24 protein-coding genes are annotated in these 25,965 nt (G+C 65.4%); 17 read left to right on the forward strand and 7 right to left on the reverse strand.

Annotation, left to right across the window (positions count from 1 at the left end; all coding sequences use genetic code 11):
* The first annotated feature begins 322 nt into the window (after positions 1–322).
* Positions 323–1,513, forward strand: a complete 1,191-nt coding sequence (pbpG, locus tag HDG33_RS02635; protein WP_184022361.1) for a D-alanyl-D-alanine endopeptidase — start codon at positions 323–325, stop codon at positions 1,511–1,513.
* Positions 1,514–1,653: 140 nt separating this feature from the next.
* Here the strand turns inward: pbpG and HDG33_RS02640 are convergent, their stop codons facing one another.
* Positions 1,654–2,484: an IclR family transcriptional regulator gene (locus tag HDG33_RS02640; RefSeq protein ID WP_090800805.1), complete on the reverse strand. Its 831-nt coding sequence runs from the start codon at positions 2,482–2,484 to the stop codon at positions 1,654–1,656.
* 178 nt (positions 2,485–2,662) lie between these two features.
* Here HDG33_RS02640 and HDG33_RS02645 point away from each other — a divergent pair, with 178 nt between their 5' ends.
* Positions 2,663–3,385 carry a (Fe-S)-binding protein gene (locus HDG33_RS02645; protein WP_184022362.1) on the forward strand — a complete coding sequence of 241 codons (723 nt, stop codon included), beginning with the start codon at positions 2,663–2,665 and terminating at the stop codon, positions 3,383–3,385.
* Between the two features lie 111 nt (positions 3,386–3,496).
* Positions 3,497–4,912, forward strand: coding sequence for a lactate utilization protein B (locus tag HDG33_RS02650; RefSeq protein ID WP_184022364.1), 1,416 nt, complete (start codon positions 3,497–3,499; stop codon positions 4,910–4,912).
* A gap of 95 nt (positions 4,913–5,007) precedes the next feature.
* Here the strand turns inward: HDG33_RS02650 and HDG33_RS02655 are convergent, their stop codons facing one another.
* A complete protein-coding gene (locus tag HDG33_RS02655) occupies positions 5,008–5,535 on the reverse strand; it encodes a hypothetical protein (RefSeq protein WP_184022366.1) in 528 nt (175 codons plus the stop codon).
* Positions 5,536–5,798: 263 nt separating this feature from the next.
* On the opposite strand from HDG33_RS02655, the gene HDG33_RS02660 reads away from it, so the two are divergent.
* From HDG33_RS02660 to iscX, 10 genes are all read left to right on the forward strand, one after another.
* Positions 5,799–6,038 carry a hypothetical protein gene (locus HDG33_RS02660; RefSeq protein ID WP_184022368.1) on the forward strand — a complete coding sequence of 80 codons (240 nt, stop codon included), beginning with the start codon at positions 5,799–5,801 and terminating at the stop codon, positions 6,036–6,038.
* Positions 6,039–6,192: 154 nt separating this feature from the next.
* The gene (locus tag HDG33_RS02665) at positions 6,193–6,690 is read left to right on the forward strand and encodes a low molecular weight protein-tyrosine-phosphatase (protein WP_184022370.1); all 498 of its coding nucleotides are present in this window, start codon (positions 6,193–6,195) and stop codon (positions 6,688–6,690) included.
* A 164-nt stretch (positions 6,691–6,854) separates the two neighbouring features.
* Positions 6,855–7,385: a Fe-S cluster assembly transcriptional regulator IscR gene (gene iscR, locus HDG33_RS02670; RefSeq protein WP_018417524.1), complete on the forward strand. Its 531-nt coding sequence runs from the start codon at positions 6,855–6,857 to the stop codon at positions 7,383–7,385.
* A gap of 83 nt (positions 7,386–7,468) precedes the next feature.
* Positions 7,469–8,692, forward strand: coding sequence for an IscS subfamily cysteine desulfurase (locus HDG33_RS02675; RefSeq protein WP_184022372.1), 1,224 nt, complete (start codon positions 7,469–7,471; stop codon positions 8,690–8,692).
* Between the two features lie 72 nt (positions 8,693–8,764).
* Entirely contained in the window at positions 8,765–9,178 is a 414-nt protein-coding gene (gene iscU / locus HDG33_RS02680; RefSeq protein WP_184022374.1) for a Fe-S cluster assembly scaffold IscU, read from the forward strand.
* Positions 9,179–9,256: 78 nt separating this feature from the next.
* Positions 9,257–9,580, forward strand: coding sequence for an iron-sulfur cluster assembly protein IscA (gene iscA / locus HDG33_RS02685; protein ID WP_184022376.1), 324 nt, complete (start codon positions 9,257–9,259; stop codon positions 9,578–9,580).
* Between the two features lie 137 nt (positions 9,581–9,717).
* Positions 9,718–10,245, forward strand: coding sequence for a Fe-S protein assembly co-chaperone HscB (gene hscB, locus HDG33_RS02690; protein WP_090800792.1), 528 nt, complete (start codon positions 9,718–9,720; stop codon positions 10,243–10,245).
* Between the two features lie 180 nt (positions 10,246–10,425).
* Complete coding sequence (gene hscA / locus HDG33_RS02695) at positions 10,426–12,297, forward strand: Fe-S protein assembly chaperone HscA (RefSeq protein ID WP_184022378.1); 1,872 nt, start codon at positions 10,426–10,428, stop codon at positions 12,295–12,297.
* A 188-nt stretch (positions 12,298–12,485) separates the two neighbouring features.
* Positions 12,486–12,827: an ISC system 2Fe-2S type ferredoxin gene (fdx, locus tag HDG33_RS02700; RefSeq protein WP_184022380.1), complete on the forward strand. Its 342-nt coding sequence runs from the start codon at positions 12,486–12,488 to the stop codon at positions 12,825–12,827.
* A 15-nt stretch (positions 12,828–12,842) separates the two neighbouring features.
* A complete protein-coding gene (gene iscX / locus HDG33_RS02705) occupies positions 12,843–13,040 on the forward strand; it encodes a Fe-S cluster assembly protein IscX (protein ID WP_027198111.1) in 198 nt (65 codons plus the stop codon).
* A 102-nt stretch (positions 13,041–13,142) separates the two neighbouring features.
* On the opposite strand, the gene HDG33_RS02710 is transcribed toward iscX, so the two are convergent.
* The 5 genes from HDG33_RS02710 to HDG33_RS02730 all read right to left on the reverse strand — a co-directional run bounded on the left by HDG33_RS02710 (position 13,143) and on the right by HDG33_RS02730 (position 19,970).
* Positions 13,143–13,877 carry a glycine zipper 2TM domain-containing protein gene (locus HDG33_RS02710; RefSeq protein WP_184022382.1) on the reverse strand — a complete coding sequence of 245 codons (735 nt, stop codon included), beginning with the start codon at positions 13,875–13,877 and terminating at the stop codon, positions 13,143–13,145.
* Positions 13,878–14,222: 345 nt separating this feature from the next.
* Positions 14,223–15,749, reverse strand: a complete 1,527-nt coding sequence (lysS, locus tag HDG33_RS02715; protein WP_184022384.1) for a lysine--tRNA ligase — start codon at positions 15,747–15,749, stop codon at positions 14,223–14,225.
* A 174-nt stretch (positions 15,750–15,923) separates the two neighbouring features.
* Positions 15,924–17,028 (reverse strand): peptide chain release factor 2 gene (gene prfB / locus HDG33_RS02720; protein ID WP_113061858.1). Its coding sequence is split into 2 segments (ribosomal slippage): positions 15,924–16,946 and positions 16,948–17,028, totalling 1,104 coding nucleotides; the frame shifts between segments, so codons are not numbered across the junction.
* A gap of 109 nt (positions 17,029–17,137) precedes the next feature.
* Complete coding sequence (gene recJ, locus HDG33_RS02725) at positions 17,138–18,844, reverse strand: single-stranded-DNA-specific exonuclease RecJ (RefSeq protein WP_184022386.1); 1,707 nt, start codon at positions 18,842–18,844, stop codon at positions 17,138–17,140.
* A 16-nt stretch (positions 18,845–18,860) separates the two neighbouring features.
* Positions 18,861–19,970, reverse strand: coding sequence for a regulator (locus HDG33_RS02730; RefSeq protein WP_184022388.1), 1,110 nt, complete (start codon positions 19,968–19,970; stop codon positions 18,861–18,863).
* A gap of 305 nt (positions 19,971–20,275) precedes the next feature.
* Between HDG33_RS02730 and HDG33_RS02735 the strand changes: the two genes are divergently transcribed.
* From HDG33_RS02735 to HDG33_RS02750, 4 genes are all read left to right on the forward strand, one after another.
* Complete coding sequence (locus HDG33_RS02735; protein WP_184022390.1) at positions 20,276–21,529, forward strand: lipoprotein-releasing ABC transporter permease subunit; 1,254 nt, start codon at positions 20,276–20,278, stop codon at positions 21,527–21,529.
* 31 nt (positions 21,530–21,560) lie between these two features.
* Entirely contained in the window at positions 21,561–22,277 is a 717-nt protein-coding gene (gene lolD / locus HDG33_RS02740; protein ID WP_409258952.1) for a lipoprotein-releasing ABC transporter ATP-binding protein LolD, read from the forward strand.
* A 43-nt stretch (positions 22,278–22,320) separates the two neighbouring features.
* Positions 22,321–23,109, forward strand: a complete 789-nt coding sequence (locus HDG33_RS02745) for a TatD family hydrolase (RefSeq protein WP_184022394.1) — start codon at positions 22,321–22,323, stop codon at positions 23,107–23,109.
* A 115-nt stretch (positions 23,110–23,224) separates the two neighbouring features.
* Positions 23,225–25,876 (forward strand): DNA internalization-related competence protein ComEC/Rec2, encoded by a 2,652-nt coding sequence (locus HDG33_RS02750; RefSeq protein WP_184022396.1) that lies wholly within the window; start codon positions 23,225–23,227, stop codon positions 25,874–25,876.
* Positions 25,877–25,965: the final 89 nt, after the last annotated feature.

A 25,965-nucleotide genomic window follows, 5' to 3' on the forward strand; every position in this document is an offset into this window, starting at 1 on the left:
AAAAAAGTCCGTCGCACGCTCGCAACGCCTTCATGGCGCGGCGCAGTAGTTTCCGCCTGTGCTCTGACAGTATTTCCCCGGATCAAGGTTGTCTCAAAATTGCCGTTATCCTGCAATGATCTGCTCGATTGGGCCGGGCGGCGATGGCGAGGCTTGCTGGCGACGATCGTTTTTTTCGATCGAGGCGCGGCACTTATTCGTGTTTTCGCGATCGGAGCTGACAAGCCGGTTTAAGGAGCGCGTATAAGTGCTTCAAATTGCTAATTTTTCGTTGCTTTACTACACTTGCGGAAACCTCTCGCCGCTCCCTATCGAACACCCAATGAAAACCGACATGTTTTCGTCGCTAAAAGTGCTCCACGGCGCGGCGCGCAGCACCGCTCTGTCGGTGGCCGTCTCGCTGGCCGTCGCAGCGGCGTTCGCTACGCCTGTCAGCACTTTTGCAGCTACGTCTGCTGCATCCGCAAAAACTTCCAAACACGCTAAAACTGCCAGGAAGCCTGCGCAGGCGGCCGCCACCGCAAAGGTGTCGAGCCATGCGGCGAAAGCCGGCAAGGGTGAGGCCGTGAAAGCCGCTGCGGCGGATGAAGATGCCCCGCACGCCGGCGTCAAACGCAAGCGCGTCACGTTCACGGCGAACGGCCGACACCGTTCGGTGATGCGACGCGTCGCGTACGAGCCGCGCCAGCCGAGCGTCGGCCAGGCGTTTGGTCTGCACGAGACGCCGGACGCGCTGATGCTGCGCTCGAGCGTCGCCTATGTGATCGACCAGAACAGCGGCGAGACGCTGTTCGACAAGAACTCGCGCGCGGTGGTACCGATCGCATCGATCAGCAAGCTGATGACGGCGATGGTGGTGCTCGATTCGAAAGAGCCGATGACCGATCAGATCGAAGTCACCGACGAAGACCGCGACTACGAGAAGAACACCGGTTCGCGTCTGTCGGTGGGCTCGGTGCTGTCGCGCGAGGACATGCTGCACATCGCGCTGATGGCGTCGGAAAACCGCGCGGCGGCGGCGCTGTCGCGCTACTACCCGGGCGGCCGGCCGGCGTTCCTCGCGGCGATGAACGCGAAGGCGAGGCAGCTCGGCATGAACGACACGCACTTCGAGAACCCGACCGGTCTGACGAGCATGAACGTGTCGAGCGCGCGCGATCTCGTGAAGATGGTCAACGCGGCGTATCAGTATCCGTTGATCCGCAAGTTCTCGACCGATCACAGCTATGAGGTGTACACCGGCAAGCGCACGCTCGCGTACAACAGCACGAACGCGCTGGTGCGCAACCCGACGTGGGACATCGGTCTGCAGAAGACCGGCTTCATCAACGAAGCGGGCGAGTGTCTCGTGATGCAGGCGACCATCCACGGCCGGCCGATGATCCTGGTGCTGCTCGATTCGTCGGGCAAGTACTCGCGTTTCGCGGACGCGACGCGTCTGCGTACGTGGCTCGACAACGGCGGCGACCAGCCGCGTATCACGAGCGCCGATGCCGGCGGTCCGGGTACCTGAAGCCGCAACGCATACTCAGCCGGTGATAGTCAGTCCGGCTGCAGCTGACGTGCAAAGAAAAAGCCTCGCAGATGCGAGGCTTTTTTCATGGCGCCGGCGGGAGCGAAGGGTGCACGGCGGTTGGGCGGCCGCCCCCTTTACTAATGCTGGCCGTGCGAGCCATGTGAGCCGTGCCCGCCGTGCGCATGGTCCTGCTGCGGCTGCGGGCGGTAGCCGAGCGATTCCGAAATCATCAACGCGGTCTGGCTCAACTGCCCGAGCCATGAATCCTGCAAACGATCGGCCGGCGCCGACAGTGACAGCCCCGCGACCAGCTTGCCGGTATCGTCGTAGATGCCGGCGGCGATGCAGCGCACGCCCAACTCCAGTTCCTCGTTGTCGCGCGCGCAGGCCTGCTGGCGCACATGCGACAGCTCGCGCTCGAGTTTCGCGAGATCGGTGATGCTGTTCTGCGTATGGCCCGACAGACCGGTGCGTGTTGCGTAGGCACGCACGCGGGTGGCTTCGTCGGCCGCGAGGAACAGCTTGCCGACCGAGGTCAGATGAAGCGGGGCGCGCCCGCCGATCGCCCGCACCACCTGCATGCCTGAGCGCTCCGAATACGCGCGTTCGATATAGACGATTTCGTCGCCCTGACGCACCGACAGGTTCACGGTCTGCCCGGTCTCGCGGTGCAGCTCGCGCATCGGCGTGAGCGCCGCGTCGCGCACCGACAGGCGCGCCTTGACAAGATTGCCCAGTTCGAGCAGGCGCATGCCAAGACGGTAGGTGCCGGGGTCTGAACGGTCGACCAGCCGGCACATCACCATATCGTTCAGGATGCGGTGCGCGGTGGATGGATGCAGCTCCGTGCGGATAGCCAGTTCTTTCAGGCTGACCGGGTCGCTATGCGCCGCCAGTGCGTCGAGCAGGCGCATCATGCGTTCGATCACCTGGATCGAAGTTTTGGGATCCGGGTTCGTATCGCTCATATGAGAATCGGTGGATGCGTCAAACAGCGAAAACTGATTGTATCTCGTATTGTGAAAAAAGCGAACGCTTCGAGGCGCGCTTCCAATCCGGCGCGGCGTGCTTCCTATGCCTTCCGGCCGTTGGTATTGCACCGGCAAACAGCGGATAATCAGGGACGTTTCCCCGCAAGGAGGGCTCATGCGAGTCGGATTGTTCATCACTTGCCTGATTGACCTGATGCGTCCCGAGATCGGTTTCTCCGTCATCAAGCTGATCGAAGGCACCGGTTTCGAGGTCGTAGTGCCGCCCGCGCAAACCTGTTGCGGGCAACCTGCGTATAACTCGGGAGACCGCCGCCTCGCGCGCGACCTTGCCGAGAAAACGCTGCGCGAGTTCGAACAGTTCGACTATGTGGTGGTGCCGTCGGGCTCGTGCGGCGGCATGATCCGCGCGCACTACGGCGACCTGTTCCGCGACGATCCCGAACTGATGAACCGTTTCGGCCGCCTGCGCGGCAAGGTGTTCGAGCTGACGGATTTCCTCGTCAACGTCGCGAAGGTGCAGTTGCAACCGGGCGAGTTCGCGGGACAGGTGACTTATCACGACTCGTGTTCGGGCTTGCGCGAACTGGGCGTCAAGGAACAGCCGCGCGAACTGCTCGCGCAGGTCGGCGTCGCGGTCACCGAGATGAAAGGCTGCGAGCATTGCTGCGGCTTCGGCGGCACTTTCGCGGTCAAATACGGCGATATCTCGACCGCGATCGTCGACGAAAAGTGCGCGAACATCGCCGCGAGCGGCGCCGGTGCGGTGGTGCTCGGCGACCTCGGCTGCATATTGAATATCGAAGGGCGGCTGCGCCGCAACGGCGACTCGACGACGCGCGTGCTGCATATCGCACAGGTGCTGGCCGGCGACGTGTAATCCCCGCGCGGCGAACACCGCCATTGTTCGCGTCACGTCTATCCTGTCTGTCACGCATTGCGTCGGGCGCGAATGCGCCGCGCGTTTCAATCCGATCTCATCAGGGCCGCCATGCAAGTCCAATCGATGCAGTTCAAGGCTCGCGCCGGTCAGAAACTCGCCGACCAGCGCCTGCAGCAGAACCTGACCAAGCTGTCCACGAAGTTCGTGTCGGCGCGCGCGAGCGCGATGACCGCGATCGATTTCCCCGCGACGCGGGCCGCGCTCAAGGAGCGCCGTGATCGCGCGCTCGAGAATCTCGACGTGTGGCTCGAAACCTTCGAGCGCGAGGCGACCCGGCGCGGCGTGACTGTGCTGTTCGCGGAGACCACGCAGGAGGCCGCGCGGCTCGTCGGCGACATTGCGCGCAAGCACGAGGTGAAGAAGGTGATCAAGACCAAGTCGATGGTCACCGAGGAAATGCGTCTGAACGAAGTGCTCGGGCAGATGGGCGTGCAGTCGATCGAAACCGACCTTGGCGAATACATCCTGCAGATCAACGACAACGAGCCGCCAAGCCACATCATCGCGCCGGTCGTTCACAAGGATAAGGACGAGATCGCCGACCTGTTCGCGAAGACGCACGGCCGGCCGCGGCTCACCGAGATTCCCGACATGACGCGTGAGGCGCGCGAAATGCTGCGGCCGCATTTTCTGAGCGCGGACATGGGCGTGACGGGCGGCAATTTCATCATCGCGGAAACGGGCTCGGTCGCGGTCGTGACCAACGAGGGCAACGAAGGTATGTGCACGGTGATGCCGCGCGTGCATGTCGCTGTCACCGGCATCGAGAAGGTGCTGCCGACGCTCGAGGATCTCGCGACGGCTATGCGCCTGCTGCCGCGTTCGGCAACCGGCCAGGCCACCTCGAACTATTTTTCGATGCTGACCGGGCCGCGTGGCGCGGGCGATCAGGATGGGCCCGAGCATATGTACGTGGTGCTCGTCGACGGTGGCCGCACAGGGCTGATCGGCGGCGACTTCCAGGAGATGCTTCGCTGCATCCGTTGCGGCGCGTGCATGAACCATTGCCCGGTGTATCAGAAGGTCGGCGGGCACGCATATGGCTGGGTCTATCCGGGGCCGATGGGGTCGGTGCTGACGCCGAGCTATGTCGGCATCGACAAGGCGCTCGACCTGCCGCAAGCGGCGACGTTATGCGGCGAATGCAATAGCGTGTGCCCGGTCGGTATCCCGCTGTCCGATCTGTTGCGCAAGCTGCGCGAAAAGCAGATGGAGCGACACCTGCGGCCGTGGAAGGAGCGCGCCGGGTTGGCGCTGTGGGGCTGGCTCGCGCTGCATCCCGATGCCTATGCGCTCTTTACCAAACTCGCCGTGCGCGTGCTGGAGCGCATGGGTGGGCGCAATCGGTCGATCGCCAAACTGCCGCTCGGCGGCGCGGGCTGGACTGATACGCGCGACATGCCGGCGCCGGTGGGTCGTACGTTCCGCGAGTTGTATGCCGCGCAGCGCAGCCATATTGGCTGAGCGGGCGGCATTGGGATTGGTTTGACGGCTGCGCGCTCGCGCAGCCGTCGAAATGGGCGAAGAAGCCGGCGGGATGCTTCAGCGCCGCTCCGTCTTCAATGTTCGGTCATCTGCCCCGGCTGACGCGCGGGCGCATTTCTCACCAAATCGTTGCCTCGTCCACCGCGGTTGCCGGCTTGCGGCTGGCCCTGCGGCGGGCCGCCCGCGCCGGGGTTCGGGCCGCCATTGGCGCCACCAGGGCCGTGCGGACCGCCCGCTGCGCCCTGCGGCGGCGGGCCGCCGTGCGGTTGTCCAGGACCGCCGCCGTTGTTGCCATGACCGTTGCCGTGATCGCCGTGGTGCCAGTCGTTGTCGTTCGGATGACCGCGATCCGGATAGCCGCGATAGCCGGAGCCCGGCCCCGGGCCGTAGTAACGTCCCGGACCGTAATCGCCGTAGCCGAGGTACACATTGGTTTGCGGTACGACCGCGGCACCCGGCGCGTATGCGGAATCGTCATAACCGTTGTAGCCGCTATAGGCGCCGTAGCCGTTGCCGTACATCGGCGTGCCGTCCGGATAGACCGCGCAGCCGCCGAGCAGCGCGGCGGCCACCAGGCCAGCGAGAGGTGCAATGCGTTTCATTTTGTGGTGCAAAGAAATGTAAGGGTAAGAATAAGACCGTCATTGTCGCCGTCCGTCGCGGCGGCTTTGTATGCGTTTGTAAGCTTTACTTTTGTGTGCCAGCGATGCGCCAATCGTTCCCGAAAGAGGTCTCAATTGACTGTTTCGTATCAAGCAACGATCTATCTCGCGCGGGCGGGTTTTTCCCGATTGTGAATTTCTATAGCATTTCGTTAGGGCATAGTGCGTCATAAACTCATGCGCCCCTAATTGAAAAACACATCATGAAAAAGACAATATCAGTGTACTGGCCCCTAGCCATCGTTGTACCGCTCGCGGTGCTCGCCCTTCTGCACGTCAACGGCCAAACCGCTTCGCGCGCTTCGCAGATGCCACTCGACGCCAGCCATCTGACCGCCGAACTCGCACGCGCGGTGTCGTACGGCATGATCGACACGGCGTCGGCATTGCCGGCCAAGCCGATGCGTGCCGCCACGGCGACGCCGCTCGCCGAGGCATCGTAAGCCGGCGCGGCGGACCGCGACGGTCCGAAGCCCGCTGATCTCGCTGGCTGCGCCCCGCTCGGCGCGAATCTGCCGAGATTTGTATAATCGCGGCGCAGTCCGCTGACTGTCTGACGACCTCACGCGCGGCGCCTCGAGCGTCGAAAAATCCCTGATGAAAACTGTGTCCATCTGTTTCGTTTGCCTCGGGAATATCTGCCGTTCACCGACGGCGGAGGGCGTGATGCGTCATCTGGTCGACGAGGCGAAGCTTGCGGACTGCATCCTGATCGATTCGGCCGGCACCGGCGATTGGCACATCGGCGCGGCGCCCGACGAACGCGCGCAACACGCGGCCCGCCAGCGCGGCTATGCGCTCGCCGCGCTGCGCGGCCGCCAGATCACGGTCGCGGACTTCGAGCGCTTCGATCTGCTGATTGCCATGGACGACCGTAACGTCGCCGCGTTGCGTCAACTGTGCCCGCCCGCACAGCGCGACAAGATCCGTCTGCTGATGGAGTTCGTGCCTGAGTCGGATGGCCGCTGGAGCGGCGCGCGAGAGGTTGTCGATCCGTATTTCGGCGGCGCGGAAGGCTTCGAGTTAGTGCTCGATCAGTGCGAAGCAGCCTGCCGCGGGCTGATCGCCGCGCTGCGCCCGCAGTTGCTCGCGTAGGCATCGGGCGAAGAACGCAGACGCACCACACGGGTGGGGGCGCGGCGTCGACGTATGGCGATCAATTAAGCGAATGACACAAAATTTACCGCCCATACTTGACTAAATCGCTCATGTATTTATACTTGACCAAACTTGTCGAGAATTGCGGTTCCTCACATCATATGAGACTCACCACGAAAGGCCGTTTCGCCGTCACGGCGATGATCGACCTGGCGCTGCGCCAGGAGCAGGGCCCGGTGACGCTTGCGGGTATCAGCCAGCGCCAACACATCTCCCTGTCGTATCTCGAGCAGCTGTTTGGCAAGCTGCGCCGTCATGAAATCGTCGAATCCGTGCGCGGACCGGGCGGTGGCTACAATCTCGCGCGCCGTGCCGAAGAGGTGACGGTGGCCGACATCATCATCGCGGTCGACGAACCGCTCGACGCCACCCAGTGCGGCGGTAAGGGCACATGCGAAGGCACCAAGCAGCACGACGGCCACTGCATGACGCATGAGCTGTGGTCGACGCTGAACCAGAAAATGGTCGAATACCTCGATTCGGTTTCGCTGAAGGATCTGGTGGATCAGCAGCGTTCACGCGAAGGCACGCCGGCCGTGCTGCGCGACAGGCGCAACGACGCGCCGGCGGTCGAACCCGTGCGCGTGGCGCCCAAGGGTCCCAATTCCGTTTTCAACATGGCCGGTTCGTGAAGCGCGGCACGCAATAGAAAACCCTCGCCGCAGCCCCATATCGAACCCAGAAGCCAGAGCACATGACGTCCCCGGAGCAATTGATGAATAACGACTCTCTCCATCTGCCCATCTATATGGACTACAGCGCCACGACGCCGATCGATCCGCGTGTGGTGGACAAGATGATCCCGTATCTGCGCGAGCAGTTCGGCAATCCCGCGTCGCGTAGTCACGCTTATGGCTGGAGCGCCGAGCGCGCAGTCGAGGAAGCGCGCGAGCAGGTGGCCGCGCTCGTAAACGCCGATCCACGCGAGATCATCTGGACCTCGGGTGCGACGGAGTCGGACAACCTCGCTCTGAAAGGTGCCGCGCACTTCTACAAGAGCAAGGGCAAGCACATCATCACGGTGAAGACCGAGCACAAGGCGGTGCTGGACACCACCCGCGAGCTCGAGCGCGAAGGCTTCGAAGTCACCTATCTGGATGTCAAGGACGACGGTCTGATCGACCTCGACGCGTTCAAGGCGGCGCTGCGCCCGGACACGATTCTGGTGTCGGTGATGTCGGTCAATAACGAGATCGGCGTCATCCAGGACATCGAGGCGATTGGCGAGATCACGCGCGAGAAGGGCATCATTTTCCACGTCGACGCGGCGCAGGCCACCGGCAAGATCCAGATCGATCTGCAGAAGCTGAAGGTCGACCTGATGTCGTTCTCGGCGCACAAGACCTACGGCCCGAAGGGCATCGGCGCGCTTTACGTGCGTCGCAAGCCGCGTATCCGTATCGAGGCGCAGATGCACGGCGGCGGTCACGAGCGCGGCATGCGTTCGGGCACGCTCGCCACGCACCAGATCGTCGGCATGGGTGAAGCGTTCCGTATCGCGCGTGAAGAGATGGCGACCGAAAACGAGCGCATCCGCATGCTGCGTGACCGGCTGCTGAAAGGCCTGTCGCAAATCGAGGAAGTGTACGTGAACGGCGACATGGAAAAGCGTGTGCCGCACAACCTGAACATCAGCTTCAATTTCGTCGAAGGCGAATCGCTGATCATGGCGGTGAAGGACGTCGCGGTGTCGTCGGGCTCGGCGTGCACATCGGCGTCGCTGGAGCCGTCGTACGTGCTGCGCGCGCTTGGCCGCAACGACGAACTCGCGCACAGCTCGATCCGCTTCACGGTGGGTCGCTTCACGACCGAGCAGGAAATCGACTACGTGATCAACCTGCTGAAGTCGAAGATTTCCAAGCTGCGCGATCTGTCGCCGCTGTGGGAAATGCACAAGGACGGGATCGATCTGTCGACCATCCAGTGGGCCGCGCACTGACGCGCCGGCTGGACGAAGCGGACATCGAACGTTCATCGCATTGCAGGTTGAAACGAATCAAGGAGTGTAATCATGGCTTATAGCGACAAGGTCCTCGACCACTACGAAAACCCGCGCAACGTCGGTTCCTTCGCGAAGGACGACGACACGGTCGGTACCGGCATGGTCGGCGCGCCGGCCTGCGGCGACGTGATGAAGCTGCAGATCCGCGTCGGCGCGGACGGCATCATCGAAGACGCGAAGTTCAAGACCTACGGCTGCGGCTCGGCCATCGCATCGAGCTCGCTCGTCACCGAATGGGTGAAGGGCAAGACGCTCGACCAGGCGATGTCGATCAAGAACACGCAGATCGCCGAAGAACTGGCACTGCCGCCGGTGAAGATCCATTGCTCGATCCTCGCGGAAGACGCGATCAAGGCAGCGGTCGCCGACTACAAGCAGCGCCACGGCGAAGCAGCGGTTGTCGAAGACGGCAAGGCCGCCTGAGCAACAGGGTAAGAAAGAAGCAACCGGTGAGCGCGGCGCGAACACGCGCGCCGCGCACTCTGGCAACTGAGAAACGTTATGGCAATTACGTTGACCGAAAAGGCAGCACAGCACGTCCAGAGGTATCTGACCCGCCGCGGTAAGGGCATCGGGTTGCGCGTCGGCGTGCGCACCACCGGTTGCTCGGGCCTCGCCTACAAGCTCGAGTACGTGGACGAACTCGCGCCGGAAGACCAGGTGTTCGAGACGGGCGGCGTGAAGGTCGTCGTCGACCCGAAGAGTCTCGCGTATATCGACGGCACCGAGCTCGACTTCGCACGTGAAGGGCTGAACGAAGGCTTCAGGTTCAACAACCCGAACGTGAAAGACGAATGCGGCTGCGGCGAGTCGTTCCGCGTCTAGATTCGTTACCTTCCGCGTGCGGCGGATAAAAGGCGGCGCGGGCCGCCTTTTTAGTTTGATCCGCGCTCCACTGAACCGGTCACGCCTGACAAGGCCCGATGTCTCCATACCAGTTTTCATCAACGGACTTTAATCCGATGGCCTCGCTGAACGACAGCCACTTCGATCTGTTTGGTCTGCCGGCGCAATTCGCGCTCGACGCGAGCACGCTCGATCACGCGTACCGCACCGTGCAGGCGCAGGTGCATCCGGATCGCTTCGCGGCGGCCGGCGATGCGCAAAAGCGAATTGCGATGCAGTGGGCGACGCGCGCGAACGAGGCCTATCAGACGCTGCGCGATCCGCTCAAGCGCGCGACCTACCTGCTGTCGTTGCGCGGCATCAATGTCGGCGCGGAGAACAACACGGCGATGGAGCCCGCGTTCCTGATGCAGCAGATGGAGTGGCGCGAGAACATCGAGGACGCGGCCGCGGCGAAGAACGTCGACGCGCTCGACGCGCTGCTCATCGAGTTGCGCGACGAGGAGCGTCGGCGCTTCGACAAGCTCGGCGCATCGCTCGATCACGGCGCGAATCAGGCGGCGGGCGAGGCGGTGCGGCAGCTGATGTTCATTGAGCGCGTCGCGTCGGAAATCGATGCCCAGATCGAGCGGCTCGAAGGCTAGCGCGGTTTCGCGCGACGCGCGCAAAAGCGCGGCGCGGGCAAGCAGCAACAGTAGGCAGCGACGTAGTAAGCGACGTACGTAGTAAGCGACAAACAAAAAACCAGAGCGGCCGCGAGCCGCGGCATCACCCCAGCAACGCGAACATTCAGGACGGGGCACAACGTCCCCGAGAAGATCCAGATGGCCTTACTGCAAATCTCCGAACCCGGCATGGCGCCGGCGCCTCACCAGCGGCGTCTGGCGGTCGGTATCGATCTCGGCACCACGAACTCCCTCGTCGCCGCTGTGCGCAGCGGCGTGCCCGATGTGCTGCCCGACGAAGACGGGCACGTGCTGCTGCCGTCGGTGGTGCGTTACCTGGAGCAGGGCGGCCGTCGCATCGGCCGCCGGGCGAAGGCCGAAGCCGCGACCGACCCGCGCAACACGATCGTGTCGGTCAAGCGCTTCATGGGCCGCGGCAAGGCCGAGGTGGAGGGCGCCGAAAACGCGCCGTACGACTTCGTCGATGCACCCGGCATGGTGCAGATCCGCACCGTCGACGGCGTGAAGAGCCCGGTCGAGGTATCGGCTGAAATTCTCGCGACGCTGCGCCAGCGCGCCGAAGACACGCTCGGCGACGAGCTCGTCGGCGCGGTAATCACGGTGCCCGCTTACTTCGACGAAGCGCAGCGTCAGGCGACCAAGGACGCCGCGCGCCTCGCGGGGCTGAACGTGCTGCGTCTGCTCAACGAACCGACCGCTGCGGCGATCGCCTACGGTCTCGACAACGGCGCGGAAGGTTTGTACGCGGTCTACGACCTCGGCGGCGGCACCTTCGACCTGTCGATCCTGAAGCTCACCAAGGGCGTTTTCGAAGTGCTCGCGGCGGGCGGCGATTCCGCGCTCGGCGGCGACGACTTCGACCATGCGCTATATCGCCATGTGCTCGAACAGGCCGGCATCGCGTCGCAGACGCTCGCGCCGCACGACGTGCGCCTGCTGCTCGATAACGTGCGCGAGGCCAAGGAGGCGCTGTCGAGCGCGTCGCAAACTACCCTCGAGCTCACGCTTGCCAACGGCACCGCGCTCGATCTGACGATCGACGAAGCCACTTTCGAGACCATCACGGCCGCGCTGGTGCAACGCACGCTGGGCCCGACAAAAAAGGCGCTGCGCGACGCGAAGGTCACCACGAAGGAAATCAAGGGCGTCGTGCTGGTCGGCGGCGCGACGCGCATGCCGGTGATCCGCCGCGCGGTCGAGGCGTTCTTCGGCCAGCCGCCGCTCGTCAATCTCGATCCGGATCAGGTCGTCGCACTCGGCGCCGCGATCCAGGCCGATCTGCTGGCCGGCAACCGCGGGGCGGAAGGCGACGAATGGCTACTGCTCGACGTGATTCCGCTGTCGCTCGGCGTCGAGACGATGGGTGGCCTCACCGAAAAGATCATTCCGCGCAACTCGACGATTCCAGTCGCGCGCGCGCAGGATTTCACGACCTTCAAGGACGGCCAGACCGCGATGGCGATTCACGTCGTCCAAGGCGAGCGCGAGCTCGTCAGCGATTGCCGTTCGCTCGCGCGCTTCGAGTTGCGCGGCATTCCGCCGATGGCCGCCGGCGCCGCGCGCATTCGCGTGACCTATCAGGTCGACGCCGACGGCCTGCTGTCGGTGTTTGCGCGCGAGCTGGCGTCGGGCGTGGAGGCATCGGTCGTCGTGAAGCCTTCGTATGGCCTTGCCGATGACGACATCGCGCGCATGCTCGAAGACAGCTTTTCGACCGCTGAAATCGACATGCGCGCGCGCGCATTGCGCGAGGCACAGGTCGAAGCGCAGCGTCTCGTCGAAGCGACCGACGCGGCGCTCGCCGCCGACGCCGAGCTGCTCGACGACAGCGAACGCGCCGAACTCGACGCGCTGCTCGCCGCGCTGCGCAACGTCGCGCCAGGCGACGACGTCGGCACCATCGAAGCCGCGACGAAGGCGCTCGCCGAAGGCACCGACGAATTCGCCGCGCGCCGCATGAACAAGGGAATTCGCCGCGCGCTGTCGGGCCGCAAGCTCGACGAGATCTGAACGGGCGAGCGTAGCGACAGCAACGTGCACGCGACTTGCGCTCAGGCCACGCACGAACTGCGCCCCCCACGAACCACCGATCGCGCCCGCGCGGACTTAAAAAGTCCGCGCGGCGCCAGTAAAATGGTACGGAGCCTGCACGCGGCATTGCTGGCAGCCGCCGTGCCTCAGACCCAAACGGAAACTGTATGCCTCAAATCGTTTTGCTGCCTCACGTCGAACTGTGCCCGGAAGGCGCGGTGATCGACGCCGTTCCCGGCAAGAGCATCTGCGACAACCTGCTCGATAACGGTATCGAAATCGAGCATGCGTGCGAGAAGTCGTGCGCGTGCACGACGTGCCACGTAATCGTGCGTGAGGGTTTCGCCGCCTTGACGCCATCCGAGGAAGACGAGGACGATCTGTTGGACAAGGCATGGGGGCTGGAACCGGCTTCGCGCCTGTCGTGTCAGGCGGTCATGCCGGACGGGCAGGATCTGGTCGTCGAAATTCCGCGTTACTCGATCAATCACGCGAAGGAAAATCACTAACAGGAGGGTGCCGCCATGAAGTGGACCGATACGCAAGACATCGCGATGGCTCTGACGGACAAGCATCAGGACGTCGATCCACAGCAGGTGCGTTTCACCGACCTGCACCGCTGGGTGACCGAGCTCGAAGGCTTCGACGACGATCCGAACCGTTCGAGCGAAAAGATTCTCGAAGCGATTCAGGCGGCATGGATCGAAGACGCGGATTATTGAACGCGTGTTCGAACGGGTGCATTGAACTCCAAAGAAAAGGCGATTCCGATGGAATCGCCTTTTTTCATGGCGCGTCGACGAACGTTGTGCGCCGAGCTCAGCTCAGTCGGCGACGAGGCCGCCGTTCTGAACGCGCACGCGCTCGCCGTCGCGCAACGGCGGCGCCTCGCTATAGGTGAAATAGCGCGTCTTGCCGTCTTCCATGTGCACGCGCACCGAATACGACGTCGTGCTGCGCAGATGTTTTTCGACCGAGTTGCCGGCGAACCCGCCGCCCAGCGCGCCGAGCAGCGTCATCGCGGTACGCCCGCCGCCGGCGCCGAATTGATTACCGACGACGCCCCCGGCCACCGCACCGCCGACCGCGCCAATGCCGGTGCCATGTCCTTCATGCCGAACCGCCGAGATCGCGACGACGGTGCCGCAAGTCGAGCAATAAGCGGCATGCGGCGCCGGCTGCTGCGCATACTGCGGAGCCGCTTGCGGCTCGGGCTGCTGCGCATACTGCGGCGCGGCCTGTGCCTGCTGTTGCTGCGCGTATTGCTGCTGGGTCGGAGCGGCGGCAGGGGCGGCCGGCACCGCTTGCTGAGCCTGATCCTGCCGCTGTTGCGCAGACGGCTTGACCGGCGCGGCCGAATCGACGACGCCCGGCGCTTGCGTGCTGACCTGCGCGGCCTGCGTCTGATCGTGCTGTGCGCCGTTACCCGACGCCTTCGGGAACACGCCGGTGATCGCCGCGGTAGCGACGAGACTCGCGACGAGCACCGCGCCGGCGGCCACCGCGATCAAGGGATGAAGACGACGTGGCTGCGTGGGTTGATGAGTAGGGTTGTCCATGTAGGGCCTCCGTTTTTGACAGAGCCGACTTCTTGTGAGACTGAGTGTCGCGCAATTCGATCCGGGCAGCGTTTCTATTTGTAACCGCTCAGGTGGCGCCCTCGGGCGTGGGTAGGCGCCCTTCACGCGGTGCGCTTTGGTGTCAACAAACTTCTAAGACCATCGAGTCCACGGCGACTTGCGCGCGAACGAGCAGCTTTTACCGCTGGTTACAAACGATGAGAAGCAGAAAACGGTCCCGCAAAGCGAAAACGCGCGCATAAGAAAACGCCCGGCATCAACCGGGCGCTCTTCAAACCATCGCATTGCGCGCGAAACACAACGAGCGCTCGCGCCCAGCGTCGCTCAGTCTTCGCGACGCAGATGCGGGAACAGAATCACGTCGCGGATGCTCGGGCTATCGGTCAGCATCATGACCAGACGATCGATACCGATACCGCAGCCGCCCGCCGGCGGCATGCCGTACTCGAGCGCGCGGATGTAGTCGGCGTCGTAGAACATCGCTTCCTCGTCGCCGGCATCTTTCTGGTCGACCTGCTTCTTGAAGCGCGCGGCCTGATCTTCCGGATCGTTGAGCTCCGAGAACCCGTTGGCGATTTCGCGGCCGGTGATGAACAGCTCGAAACGCTCGGTGATGCCTTCCACCTTGTCCGACGCACGCGCGAGCGGCGACACCTCGATCGGGTAGTCGATGATGTAGGTCGGCTCCCACAGTTGCGACTCGGCGGTCTCTTCGAACAGCGCCAGTTGCAGCGAGCCGACGCCCGCGTTGAGGAACTGCGGCTGCGACGCATCGACGCCGAACTTCTTCAGCTCGGCGCGCAGGAACGTGCCGTCGGCGAGCTGCTCGTTCGTGTATTGCGGCGCGTATTTCTGGATCGCCTGCGTGATCGTGAGCCGATGGAACGGCTTCGACAGATCGAGCTCGCGACCCTGATAGGTGATGGTGGCCGTGCCGAGCGCATCGATCGCCGCCTGGCGAATCAGCTGCTCGGTGAAATCCATCAGCCACTTGTAATCGGTGTAGGCCGCGTAGAACTCGATCATCGTGAATTCCGGGTTGTGGCGCACGGATACGCCCTCGTTGCGGAAATTACGATTGATCTCGAACACGCGCTCGAAGCCGCCCACCACCAGCCGCTTCAGGTACAGCTCCGGCGCGATGCGCAGGAACATCTGCATGTCGAGCGCATTGTGGTGCGTCGAGAACGGCTTGGCCGCCGCGCCGCCCGGAATCGGGTGCAGCATCGGTGTTTCGACTTCCATGAAGTTCGCGTCGGCCATGTACTTGCGGATCGACGAAATCGCCTTCGTGCGCGCGACGAACGTGCGGCGCGTTTCCGGCGTGACGATCAGATCGACATAGCGCTGGCGGTACTTCATTTCCTGGTCGGCGAGACCGTGGAACTTGTCCGGCAGCGGACGCAGCGACTTCGACAGCAGACGCAGCTCCGTGCAGCGCACCGATAGCTCGCCCTTGTTGGTGCGGAACAGCACGCCGCGCGCGGCGACGATGTCGCCCATGTCCCACTTCTTGAACGCGTCGTAGGTCTCCTGGCCGACGTCGGCCGGTGTGATGAAGAACTGGATCTGACCCGAGCCGTCGCGCACGGTTGCGAAACTTGCCTTGCCCATCACGCGTTTCAGCATCATGCGGCCGGCGATCGCGACTTCGAGCGGATGCGCTTCGAGCGCTTCCTTGTCGGCGTGCTCGTACTGCGCCTGCAGATCTTCGGCGTGGTGCGTGGGACGGAAATCGTTCGGATAGGCGACGCCTCGCTCACGCAGTTCGCGCAACTTTTCGCGGCGCTCGGCGATGATCTTGTTGTCGTCCGCTTCGGGCACGACAGTCGGCTGGGTCGGTTCAGTCATGATGATTTGGTATTCGGTGGCCCGCCGCGGAGTGCTCCGCTGGCGGGAAGCCAGTCAGTGTAAAAACCTCAGGCGGTACTGGAAAAACGGCGAATAAATAGCGTGGAGGCAACGCAAAAGCAGCAACGAAGAAGGCGCGGTCCGGATCGGTGAACGGGGCCGCGCCATGCGCGCCTAGACGCCCTGTTTCAGGCTCGCGCTGATGAACGGATCGAGGTCACCGTCGAGCACGCTCTTCGTATTGCTGATTTCGACGTTGGTGCGCAGATCCTTGATGCGGCTGTTGTCGAGCACGTACGAACGGATCTGATGGCCCCAACCCACATCGGTCTTGCCGGCTTCCAGCTTGTCCTGCTCGGCCTGACGCTTGCGGATTTCCGCTTCGTACAGGCGCGATTTCAGCATCGCCATGGCTTCGGCGCGGTTGCGGTGCTGCGAGCGGTCGTTCTGGCACTGCACGACGATGCCCGACGGCATGTGCGTGATACGCACCGCGGAGTCGGTCTTGTTGATATGCTGACCGCCCGCGCCCGAAGCACGGTACGTGTCGATGCGCAGGTCGGCCGGGTTGATGTCGACTTCGATCGAGTCGTCGATTTCCGGGTACACGAACACCGACGAGAATGACGTGTGACGACCGCCCGACGAGTCGAACGGCGACTTGCGCACGAGCCGGTGCACGCCGGTTTCGGTACGCAGGAAGCCGTACGCGTATTCGCCTTCGATCTTGATCGTCGCGTTCTTGATGCCGGCGACGTCGCCTTCGGTCTGCTCGAGCACTTCGGTCTTGAAGCCCTTGCGCTCGCAATAACGCAGATACTGGCGCAGCAGCATCGACGCCCAGTCGCACGCCTCGGTGCCGCCGGCGCCGGCCTGGATGTCGAGAAAGGCGTTGTTGGGATCGGCCGGATTAGCGAACATCCGGCGGAATTCCATGTCGGCGACGCGTGCCTCGATGGCCTGGGCGTCACCCTCGCAGGCGAGCAGCGTGTCGTCGTCGGCTTCTTCGCGTGCCATCTCGAACAGGTCTTGCGCGTCGCGCACGTCGTTCGTGATCGACGTGAGCTTGCCGACCGTGTCGTCGAGCAGCTTCTTTTCCTTACCGAGTGCCTGGGCGTGCTTCGAGTCGTTCCAGACGTCCGGGTCTTCGAGTTCCCGGTTGACTTCGATTAGACGCAGTGCTTTGTCGTCGTAGTCAAAGATACCCCCGTAGGTCGTCCGCGCGCTTGCGCAGGTCGGCCAGAGAGGCTTCGATCGCGTTGAGACGTTCCGCTTCCATGTCGATCTTCTATTCTGCGTAAAAAGCGGAAATTATAGCCGATCGGCACGCCGCGCCGGAGCCTCGCGGGCGACCCGGCGCGTGTTCGCGATTGATTTTGCGGAAGATTTCAGCTCACCGCGTGCTCGACGATCAGTTGCACGCGCGACACGCCGTTCCATGTATCGCTCGCGAGCCGGTAGGCGATGGTGGTGCGCGCGGGCAGCGTGTCGGTGTGATTGAACCAGATCGCGTTGAAGCGCTGGCGGCCGCGCAGCAGTTGCAGCTTCAGGTGCTTGTCCTTCACCAACGCCTGCGAGGCGACCTCGAATTCGCCGGAGAACACCGGCGCCGGAAATCCCTGGCCCCAGACGGCCGCGTCGAGCATTTCGACGAATTGCGGCGTGAAGTACGCGTCTTCGAGCTCACCGTCGGTTTCGATCGTGCGTGCGAGCGCCTGCGCGGACAGCCATTCGCGGCCGACCGCCTCGAACGCGGCGGTGAAGCGCGGCACGTCGGCGGCGGCGAGCGTCAGGCCCGCGGCCATCGCGTGGCCGCCGAATTTGACGATCAGGTCCGGCTCGCGCTTCGAGATCAGATCGAGCGCGTCGCGCAGATGGAAGCCCGCGATCGAGCGCCCCGAGCCCTTGACGAGCACGCCGGTACCGTCGGCCGGCGCGAACGTGAACGACGGGCGGTGGAACTTCTCTTTCAGCCGTCCCGCGACGATGCCGATCACGCCCTGATGCCAGCCCGGATTGAACAAGGTGATCGTGGTCGCGCCGTCGGGATCGACCGTCGACAGGTCGTCCAGCGCCTGCTGCTGCATGCCGGCCTCGATTTCACGGCGCTCGCGGTTCATCGTGTCGAGCTGCTGCGCGAGTTCCCAGGCGCGGCCGACGTCGTCGGTGGTCAGGCATTCGATGCCGAGCGACATGTCCGACAGCCGTCCCGCCGCGTTCAGGCGCGGTCCCAGCGCGAAGCCGAGGTCGAAGCCGGAGGCGTTGCGCGCGTCGCGCGCGGCGGCGCGAAACAGCGCGGCGATGCCAGGCTGCGTGCGGCCGCGGCGGATGCGCTGCAGACCTTGCGCGACCAGCACGCGGTTGTTGCCGTCGAGTTTGACGACATCGGCGACGGTGCCGAGTGCGACCAGATCGAGCAGGCCGTCGAGGCGCGGCTCGGGCAGCGCGTCGCCGAACGCCCCACGGCGGCGCAGTTCGGCGCGCAGCGCGAGCAGCACGTAGAACATCACGCCAACGCCGGCGAGGCACTTGCTCGGGAATGTGCAGCCCGGCTGGTTCGGATTGACGATTGCGCGCGCGGCGGGCAGTTCGTCGCCGGGCAGGTGGTGGTCGGTGACGAGCACGTCGATGCCGAGGGCGTTGGCCGCCGCGACGCCGTCGACGCTCGCGATGCCGTTGTCGACGGTGATCAGCAGATCGGGCTTGCCGGCCGCGCTACGCGCCGCCAGCTCGACGATGTCCGGCGTGAGCCCGTAGCCGTGCTCCATGCGGTTCGGCACCAGGTAGTCGATGCGCGCGCCGAACATGCGCAGCCCGCGCACCGCGACCGCGCAGGCGGTCGCGCCGTCGCAGTCGTAGTCGGCGACGACCAGCATGCGGCGCTGCTGCTGGAGCGCGTCGGCGAGCAGCGCGGCGGCCGCGTCGCAGCCCTTCAGTTCGGCTGGCGGCACGAGCCGCGCGAGGCCGGTTTCGACGTCCTCGGGCAGGCACACGCCGCGCGCTGCGTACAGGCGTGCGAGCACCGGATGCAGGCCGCAGCGGGTCAGCACTTCGGCGTCGACGGGGGAGCAGGGGCGTGTAACGATTCGGGTCATGCGGAAGGGCCGTGGATCATTCGATGAAAAGCGAGGCCAGCACGCGCCGCCGCCAGAATTTGCGCAGATCGCCGCGCGTGACCGTCAGCGTCACCGAGCCGGTGTCGCCGCACAGCGTGAGGCCGAGCTCGGCGAGTTCGCCCGACTGCAATGCCGCGAGCGCGGGCGCGAACCAGTCGGTCTGCAGCGCGGCGAATGCCTGGTTCCAGCGCGCCCAGTCCTGTTCGATGTAGGGCGCGGAGAAGGGGTCGAGTTCGACGAGCGTTGCGCCGCTGCCGTTGGTGGTACCGCGCAGCGCCGCGGCCAGTTCGCGATACGACGCCGGCGGCGCGCCTGTCGCCACCCCCGCGCTGAGCGCGAGACCGCGCGTTGCGGCGGCATCGGACAGCACCTGCGCGAACGGACTGCGCACGCTCCGCGCGGCGCCTTGCGCGTGAAACCAGATCGAGTTGACGGCCGGCAGCCCGCGCGCCTCCCGCGCTTCGTTGACCGGGTGCTCGAACCACGCCATCTGCACTTCGTTCTGCAGCTTCATCCACGCGCGAGAGCGTTCGCCGGAATGCGCTTCGTGCGGCAACCAGATCTCGATGTTGCGGCCGCTCGCGCGCAACGGCGACGCGCCCGCGAGCGAGCCGAAAGCGTCGCTCGACAGATACCAGCGGATTGGCTTGGGCGCCTCGATGCGCACGCCGAGTTCCTCGATCAGCGGACGCGCGAGCGCGAGCAGCGTGCTCGCTTCGGCGTCCGACAGATTGAGCGACGCCGGGTCGATCAGCACCAGGTGGTCGTGCGCGATGTGCACGTGTACCGGCTGCACGCAGGCCCACGTCGCGTTGCCGGGTTCGCCGCCGTCGGCGCGCAGCATGTAGGGCGCGAGCGGGGCTTCGTCGGCGGCGGCCGAGGCGCCGTCGGGCAGCGCGCCGAATTGTCGCGCGACCCAGCGCTCGTGCGGCAGCGTGCGCTGAAAATCCTCGCCGATCACGCGTTCGATCAGCGTCGCGCGCGCGATCAGCCTGTCGAGAGCGGGGCACTGGATGTCGTGAAGCGCGGTGGAGGCGTCGGCCGCGGCAGGCAGCGCGAAGGGCAGCAGAAGATGGAGGCGGTCGGCAGGCATGATGCTGCGCATTGTAGGGCAAACGGTGCGAGTATTTCGACGAAGCGCGGCCGGTTCGTCGATGGCGCGGCCGAGGCACGTCCTTTGCGCGAGCCGGCGGCATTGTGTGGCAAACTTCGCGCTTGATCGCCGGACCCGGCTGGGTGGCGCACCGCGGCGCCGCGCCTCTATGCGCCGGCAGAGCCGCACAGCGGCCGGGCGCGCGAGGAACGATCCGCGCCGCCGCGAGCCCAACGATCACGACGCTCGGGCCGCACGGCGGACGTCGATGTCCGCCGGTCCCGACATACAGTCGAAGAACGCACAAAAGGATTCGCTTGAAATTTCCCTACGAATGGCAGATTGGCTGGCGCTACACACGCGCCGGCAAACGCACGACCGGTAACGGCTTCATTTCGTTCATCGCGCTGGTGTCGATGTCGGGCATCGCGCTTGGCGTCGCGGCGCTGATCGTCGTGTTGTCGGTGATGAACGGCTTTCAGAAAGAGGTGCGCGACCGCATGCTGTCGGTGCTCGCGCACGTCGAGATCTTTTCGCCGACCGGTTCGATGCCCGACTGGCAACTGACCGCGAAGGAGGCGCGCCAGAACAAGGAGGTGATCGGCGCGGCGCCCTACGTCGAGGCCCAGGCGCTGCTGACGCGCCAGGACGCGGTGAGCGGGGTCGCGTTGCGTGGCATCGAGCCGACGCTCGAGCCTGAAGTGTCCGACATCGGCAAGGAAATGAAAGGCGGCAAGCTGGCCGACCTCGTGCCCGGCGGCTTCGGCATCGTGCTCGGCGCCGATCTGGCGGCCAATCTCGGCGTGCAGCTGAACGACAAGATCACGCTCGTCGCGCCCGAAGGCACGATCACGCCGGCCGGCATGCTGCCGCGCCTGAAGCAGTTCACGGTGGTCGGCATCTTCGAGTCGGGCCATTACGAATACGACAGCACGCTCGCGCTGATCAACATCAAGGACGCGCAGGCGCTGTTCCGGCTGCCCGCACCGACCGGCGTGCGGCTGCGCCTCACCGACATGCAGCGCGCGCCGGAAGTCGCGCATCAGCTCGCGCGCACGCTGTCGGGCGATCTGTACATCCGCGACTGGACCCAGCAAAACAAGACCTGGTTCTCGGCGGTGCAGATCGAGAAGCGCATGATGTTCATCATCCTGACGCTGATCATCGCGGTGGCCGCGTTCAATCTGGTGTCGTCGCTGGTGATGACGGTGACCAACAAGCAGGCCGATATCGCGATCCTGCGCACGCTCGGCGCGCAGCCCGGCTCGATCATGAAGATCTTCGTCGTGCAGGGCGTGACGATCGGCTTCATCGGCACGGCGACCGGCGTCGCGCTCGGCTGCCTGATCGCGTGGAGCATTCCGTGGCTCGTGCCGATGATCGAGCATCTGCTCGGCGTGCAATTCCTGCCGCCGTCGGTGTACTTCATCAGCGAGCTGCCGTCCGAGCTGGTTCCGGCGGACGTCGCGCGCATCGGCCTCATCGCGTTCGTGCTGTCGGCGCTCGCGACGCTCTATCCGAGCTGGCGCGGCGCGAAGGTCCGTCCGGCGGAGGCGCTGCGCTATGAATGACCGCCTCGTCCATCCCTCAACCGATTCATCCATGACCGCTCAGGACTCCGCGTCGCATCCGTTCGTGCTCGAAGCCACCGGCATTTCCAAAGCGTTCGTGCAGGGCGGGCTGAACGTGCAGGTGCTCAACAATGCGCAACTCGCCGTGCGGCGCGGCGAGAAGCTCGCGATCGTCGGCGCGTCGGGCTCCGGCAAGAGCACGCTGCTGCACGTGCTCGGCGGTCTCGACGACCCGAGCGCGGGCCACGTGTCGGTGCTCGGCAAGCCGTTCACGAAGCTCTCCGAGCGCGAGCGCAACGACCTGCGCAATCGCGCGCTCGGTTTCGTATATCAGTTTCACCATCTGCTGTCGGAGTTTTCCGCCCTCGATAACGTCGCGATGCCGCTGCGGATTCGTCGCGAGACGACCGAAGTCGCGCGCCGCGAGGCCATGGCGGTGCTGGAGCGCGTCGGCATGGGGAATCGCGCGAAGCATCGGCCGGGCGAGCTGTCGGGCGGCGAGCGTCAGCGTGTCGCGATCGCGCGTGCGCTCGTCACGAAGCCCGCCTGCGTGCTCGCCGACGAGCCGACCGGTAACCTTGACGGCGGCACCGCCGACACGGTCTTCAACCTGATGCTCGAACTGTCGCGCACGCTCGAGACGAGCTTCGTGATCGTCACGCACGACCCGGAGTTGGCGGGCCGCTGTGATCGCATCATGCGGTTGCGCGACGGCGTGCTGCACGAAGAGCCGCCGGTGCCGGTCTGAGTGCGGGCCGGCACGGTCCGTCCTCTTGCCAGCGAGATAACCCATGTGGATCGACACGCACTGCCATCTCGACGCTTCGGAGTTCGACGCCGACCGTGATGCGGTTGCGGCGTCCGCGCGCCATGCGGGGGTGTCGCGCATCGTGATTCCGGCGATCGGGCGACAGAACTTCGCGGCGGTGCGCGAGCTTGCGCATCGCGTCCACGGCGGCGCGTACGCGCTCGGCATTCATCCGCTGTTCACGCCGCACGCCGTCGATGCCGACCTCGACCTGTTGCGCATGGAGATCGAGGCGAGTCTCGACGATCCGCGCTTCGTCGGCATCGGCGAGATCGGGCTCGACTATTTCGTCGACGGCCTCGACGATGCGCGCCAGCAGTTTTTCTACAACGGCCAGTTGCAGCTCGCGCGCGAATTCGATTTGCCGGTCATCTGCCATGTGCGCAAATCGCAGGATCAGGTGATCAAAGGGCTGCGCCGGCATCAGATTCATCGCGGCATCGCGCACGCGTTCAATGGCAGTTTCCAGCAGGCGCAGGCGTACATCGATCAGGGCATGCATCTTGGGTTCGGCGGCAACCTCACGTTCGAGCGCGCCCGACAGATCCGGCGACTCGCCGAACAGCTGCCGTTCGATGCGCTGGTCGTCGAGACCGACGCGCCGGATATCGCGCCGTCCTGGATGTACAGGCAGCGCAATTCACCCGAGCAGATTCCGGCGATCGGCGCGAGCCTCGCGCGACTGCGCGGTGTCACTTCCGACGCAGCCGCCCTTGGCACAACGGCTAACGCGCTCGCCGCGCTGCCGCGACTCGCGCTTTCCTCTGCATAATCGATTCCGTTGATCGAAAGGGTTCGCGTCGGGCGATCCCCACGCCCGGCGGGCTCGCTGCTGCCCGTTCGCTGGCGCGGTGACGAGGCCCGGCGCCAGCGGGTACGGAGGGCGGATGCGGGCGGTCTGGTGTGGATTTGCGTTGGGGGTGGTCTGGCTGCAGCGACAGGCGGTGTTGCCGGATCCAGGCGCATGGTGCGCGTTGATACTGGTCGGCTGCACGGCGGCGGGCGTTGCGGTGTGGGGTTTGCGTGGCGGCGCAGCGGCTGCGGCGGCGGGTGTGACAGGTGCGGCAGGTGCGGCCGGTGCGGCGCTCCAGCGCGAATACGAGCGGGGCTTCTCGCACCAGCTCGCTCGCCGCGTATGGCGCGACGCTCGCATGCGGCGGGTGGCCGGTTGGGGCGCGGTGTGGTGCGCGGCGATCTGCGTCGGCTTCGGCTACGCGGCCGTGCGCGCGCAAACGCGGCTCGCGGTGAGCCTGCCGCACGAGTGGGAAGGGCGCGATATCGAGGTGGTCGGCACGATCAAGGGATTGCCGACGCGTGACGACAAAGGCGCGCGCTTCCTGTTCGACGTCGAGACGACCGGTGCGCGGCTCGCCGCTTTCCCGCGCGTGATCCAGCTAGCCTGGATCGCGCGCGACGCCGCGGCGCCGCGGCTCGAACCGGGCGAACGCTGGCGTCTGACCGTGCGCCTGAAGCGCCCGCACGGCAACGCGAATTTCGGCGTGCGCGATGCAGAGGCGAGTCTGCTCGCGCGCAACGTCCGCGCGACCGGCTACGTGAGCGTGCCGGACCATGCGCGGCGCCTGGCCGGTCACGCGCGCGGGCTCGCCGTGCTGGTCGACCGCTGGCGCGCCGGGTTGCGTGCGCGTATCGACACGGTGCTTGCCGATGCGCCGCATCGCGGCATCGTCGTCGCGCTCGCGATCGGCGCGCAGGACGAAGTGAGCCCCGCCGACTGGCAATTGATGCGCGGCACCGGCACGAGTCATCTGGTGGCGATTTCGGGCTTGCATCTCGGCTTGGTCGCGGGGCTGACCGGCTGGCTCGCGGCGGCAATCTGGCGACGTTCGGGGTGGCTCGGCCGCAACTGGCCGCTGCGCTTGCCCGCGCAGCTCGTCGGCGTGACGGCCGGTGCGATGTTCGCCGCACTGCATGCCGCGCTCGCGGGCTTCAACGTGCCAGCGCAACGCGCGCTGTGGATGGCCGCGCTCGTCGCGCTGGCGTTCGTCGGCGGCCGGCAGCTAGCGCGCTCCACGGTGCTCGCGTGGGCGCTCGGGCTCGTGCTGCTGGTCGATCCGTGGGCAGTCGTGTCGGCCGGATTCTGGCTGTCGTTTTGCGCAGTCGGCGCGATCCTGTTCGCGATGTCGGGGCGGCCGCGCGTGCGGGTTCCACTGGCGTCCCGTCATCATGACGACGAGGAGGGCAGCGCGGCGCGTCCCGTATCGATCCGGCGTCTGCGCGTGCTCGCCGAACGGTTGCGCAGCGCCGCTCACGCGCAGTTCGCGGTGACGGTCGCGCTGGCGCCGCTGACCGCCTACTGGTTCGCGCAAATTCCGCTCGCCGGTCCGCTCGCGAACGCGTTCGCGATTCCCTGGGTGAGCCTGCTCGTCACGCCGACGGTGCTCGCGGGCGTCGCATTGCCCGCGCCGCTCGATGCGTTCGCGTGGCGCGCCGCGCACACGCTGCTCGATGGTCTCGCGGCCGGCCTGCAACTGGCTTCGGGACCGCGCTGGACGCTGTGGTGGCTGCCGCAGCCGCATTCGTGGGCGCTGGCCGCGGCGGCGCTCGGTGTGCTGTGGTGTCTCGCGCCGCGCGGCTGGCCACTGCGCTGGGCGGCGCCGCTGTCGTGGCTGCCGCTGCTGATGCCCAGCGCAAGCGGCGCACTCGCCGAGCCATCAGGCGCGTTCCGTCTGACTGCGCTCGATGTCGGGCAGGGCTCGTCGGTGCTCGTGCAGACCGCGCATCACGCGTTGCTGTTCGATGCGGGTCCCGGTCCGGAATCGAGCCACGCTGGCGAGCGCGTGGTGGTGCCGTTCCTGCGGGCGCAAGGCGTGACGACGCTCGATACGCTGATGATCAGTCACGCCGACTCGGATCATGCGGGCGGCGCCCCTGCCGTTTTCGATGCGATCGAGGTGCGTCAGCTGGTGGCTGCTTTGGAGCCGGACAATCCGCTGTGGCCGAAGGCAAAACAGCATGGCACGCAGACGCTGCCGTGCGTGGCAGGGCAGCGCTGGCAGTGGGATGGTGTTGAGTTCACCGTGCTGTGGCCTGACGTCGGGGCACTCACGGGCAAGGCGAACGAGCATTGCTGCGTGTTGAGGGTCAGCACGTTGCCGCCCACCAACGCAAGCCAGGCGGCGGCGTTCGTCGGTGCGAACGCGCCGCGTTTCACGGCCCTGCTGACCGCCGACATCGAAGCGCCGACCGAACGCGCGCTGCTCGCGCGCGATCCCGCTATGCTGCGCGCGCAAGTGTTGATGGTGCCGCATCATGGCAGCAAAACGTCGTCGACCGAGCCGTTCCTCGACTCTATCGATCCGTCCATCGCGTTATTTCAGGTAGGCTACGAGAATCGCTTTCATCATCCGAATGCGGGCGTGTTCGCGCGCTACGCGGCGCGTCATATCGAACTCGGGCGCAGCGATCGCGATGGCGCCGTGAGGGTCGACGTCGATCCGGGCGCGCGTGGTGAGGAGGGCGCCGCGCTCACGCTCGAGCGCTATCGGGACACGCAGCGCCGCTACTGGATGGAGCCCTGAGCGCGTCGCGGCCCGATGAGTGCAACAGCGCAGACAACAGGCGCAGGCAGCGGTATAAGCAGCGGCACAGGCAAAGCACCGCCCACGCG

The sequence above is a fragment of the Paraburkholderia sp. Cpub6 genome (assembly GCF_014201065.1).
Lineage (GTDB): Bacteria > Pseudomonadota > Gammaproteobacteria > Burkholderiales > Burkholderiaceae > Paraburkholderia > Paraburkholderia tuberum.

What these genes read in the sequence shown, in the direction of transcription:
- pbpG (WP_184022361.1), top strand. Translation starts at nt 323, where the DNA reads ATGAAAACCGACATGTTTTCGTCGCTAAAAGTGCTCCACGGCGCGGCG.
- HDG33_RS02640 (WP_090800805.1), bottom strand. Translation starts at nt 2,484, where the DNA reads ATGAGCGATACGAACCCGGATCCCAAAACTTCGATCCAGGTGATCGAA.
- HDG33_RS02645 (WP_184022362.1), top strand. Translation starts at nt 2,663, where the DNA reads ATGCGAGTCGGATTGTTCATCACTTGCCTGATTGACCTGATGCGTCCC.
- HDG33_RS02650 (WP_184022364.1), top strand. Translation starts at nt 3,497, where the DNA reads ATGCAAGTCCAATCGATGCAGTTCAAGGCTCGCGCCGGTCAGAAACTC.
- HDG33_RS02655 (WP_184022366.1), bottom strand. Translation starts at nt 5,535, where the DNA reads ATGAAACGCATTGCACCTCTCGCTGGCCTGGTGGCCGCCGCGCTGCTC.
- HDG33_RS02660 (WP_184022368.1), top strand. Translation starts at nt 5,799, where the DNA reads ATGAAAAAGACAATATCAGTGTACTGGCCCCTAGCCATCGTTGTACCG.
- HDG33_RS02665 (WP_184022370.1), top strand. Translation starts at nt 6,193, where the DNA reads ATGAAAACTGTGTCCATCTGTTTCGTTTGCCTCGGGAATATCTGCCGT.
- iscR (WP_018417524.1), top strand. Translation starts at nt 6,855, where the DNA reads ATGAGACTCACCACGAAAGGCCGTTTCGCCGTCACGGCGATGATCGAC.
- HDG33_RS02675 (WP_184022372.1), top strand. Translation starts at nt 7,469, where the DNA reads ATGAATAACGACTCTCTCCATCTGCCCATCTATATGGACTACAGCGCC.
- iscU (WP_184022374.1), top strand. Translation starts at nt 8,765, where the DNA reads ATGGCTTATAGCGACAAGGTCCTCGACCACTACGAAAACCCGCGCAAC.
- iscA (WP_184022376.1), top strand. Translation starts at nt 9,257, where the DNA reads ATGGCAATTACGTTGACCGAAAAGGCAGCACAGCACGTCCAGAGGTAT.
- hscB (WP_090800792.1), top strand. Translation starts at nt 9,718, where the DNA reads ATGGCCTCGCTGAACGACAGCCACTTCGATCTGTTTGGTCTGCCGGCG.
- hscA (WP_184022378.1), top strand. Translation starts at nt 10,426, where the DNA reads ATGGCCTTACTGCAAATCTCCGAACCCGGCATGGCGCCGGCGCCTCAC.
- fdx (WP_184022380.1), top strand. Translation starts at nt 12,486, where the DNA reads ATGCCTCAAATCGTTTTGCTGCCTCACGTCGAACTGTGCCCGGAAGGC.
- iscX (WP_027198111.1), top strand. Translation starts at nt 12,843, where the DNA reads ATGAAGTGGACCGATACGCAAGACATCGCGATGGCTCTGACGGACAAG.
- HDG33_RS02710 (WP_184022382.1), bottom strand. Translation starts at nt 13,877, where the DNA reads ATGGACAACCCTACTCATCAACCCACGCAGCCACGTCGTCTTCATCCC.
- lysS (WP_184022384.1), bottom strand. Translation starts at nt 15,749, where the DNA reads ATGACTGAACCGACCCAGCCGACTGTCGTGCCCGAAGCGGACGACAAC.
- recJ (WP_184022386.1), bottom strand. Translation starts at nt 18,844, where the DNA reads ATGACCCGAATCGTTACACGCCCCTGCTCCCCCGTCGACGCCGAAGTG.
- HDG33_RS02730 (WP_184022388.1), bottom strand. Translation starts at nt 19,970, where the DNA reads ATGCGCAGCATCATGCCTGCCGACCGCCTCCATCTTCTGCTGCCCTTC.
- lolD (WP_409258952.1), top strand. Translation starts at nt 21,561, where the DNA reads ATGACCGCTCAGGACTCCGCGTCGCATCCGTTCGTGCTCGAAGCCACC.
- HDG33_RS02745 (WP_184022394.1), top strand. Translation starts at nt 22,321, where the DNA reads ATGTGGATCGACACGCACTGCCATCTCGACGCTTCGGAGTTCGACGCC.
- HDG33_RS02750 (WP_184022396.1), top strand. Translation starts at nt 23,225, where the DNA reads ATGCGGGCGGTCTGGTGTGGATTTGCGTTGGGGGTGGTCTGGCTGCAG.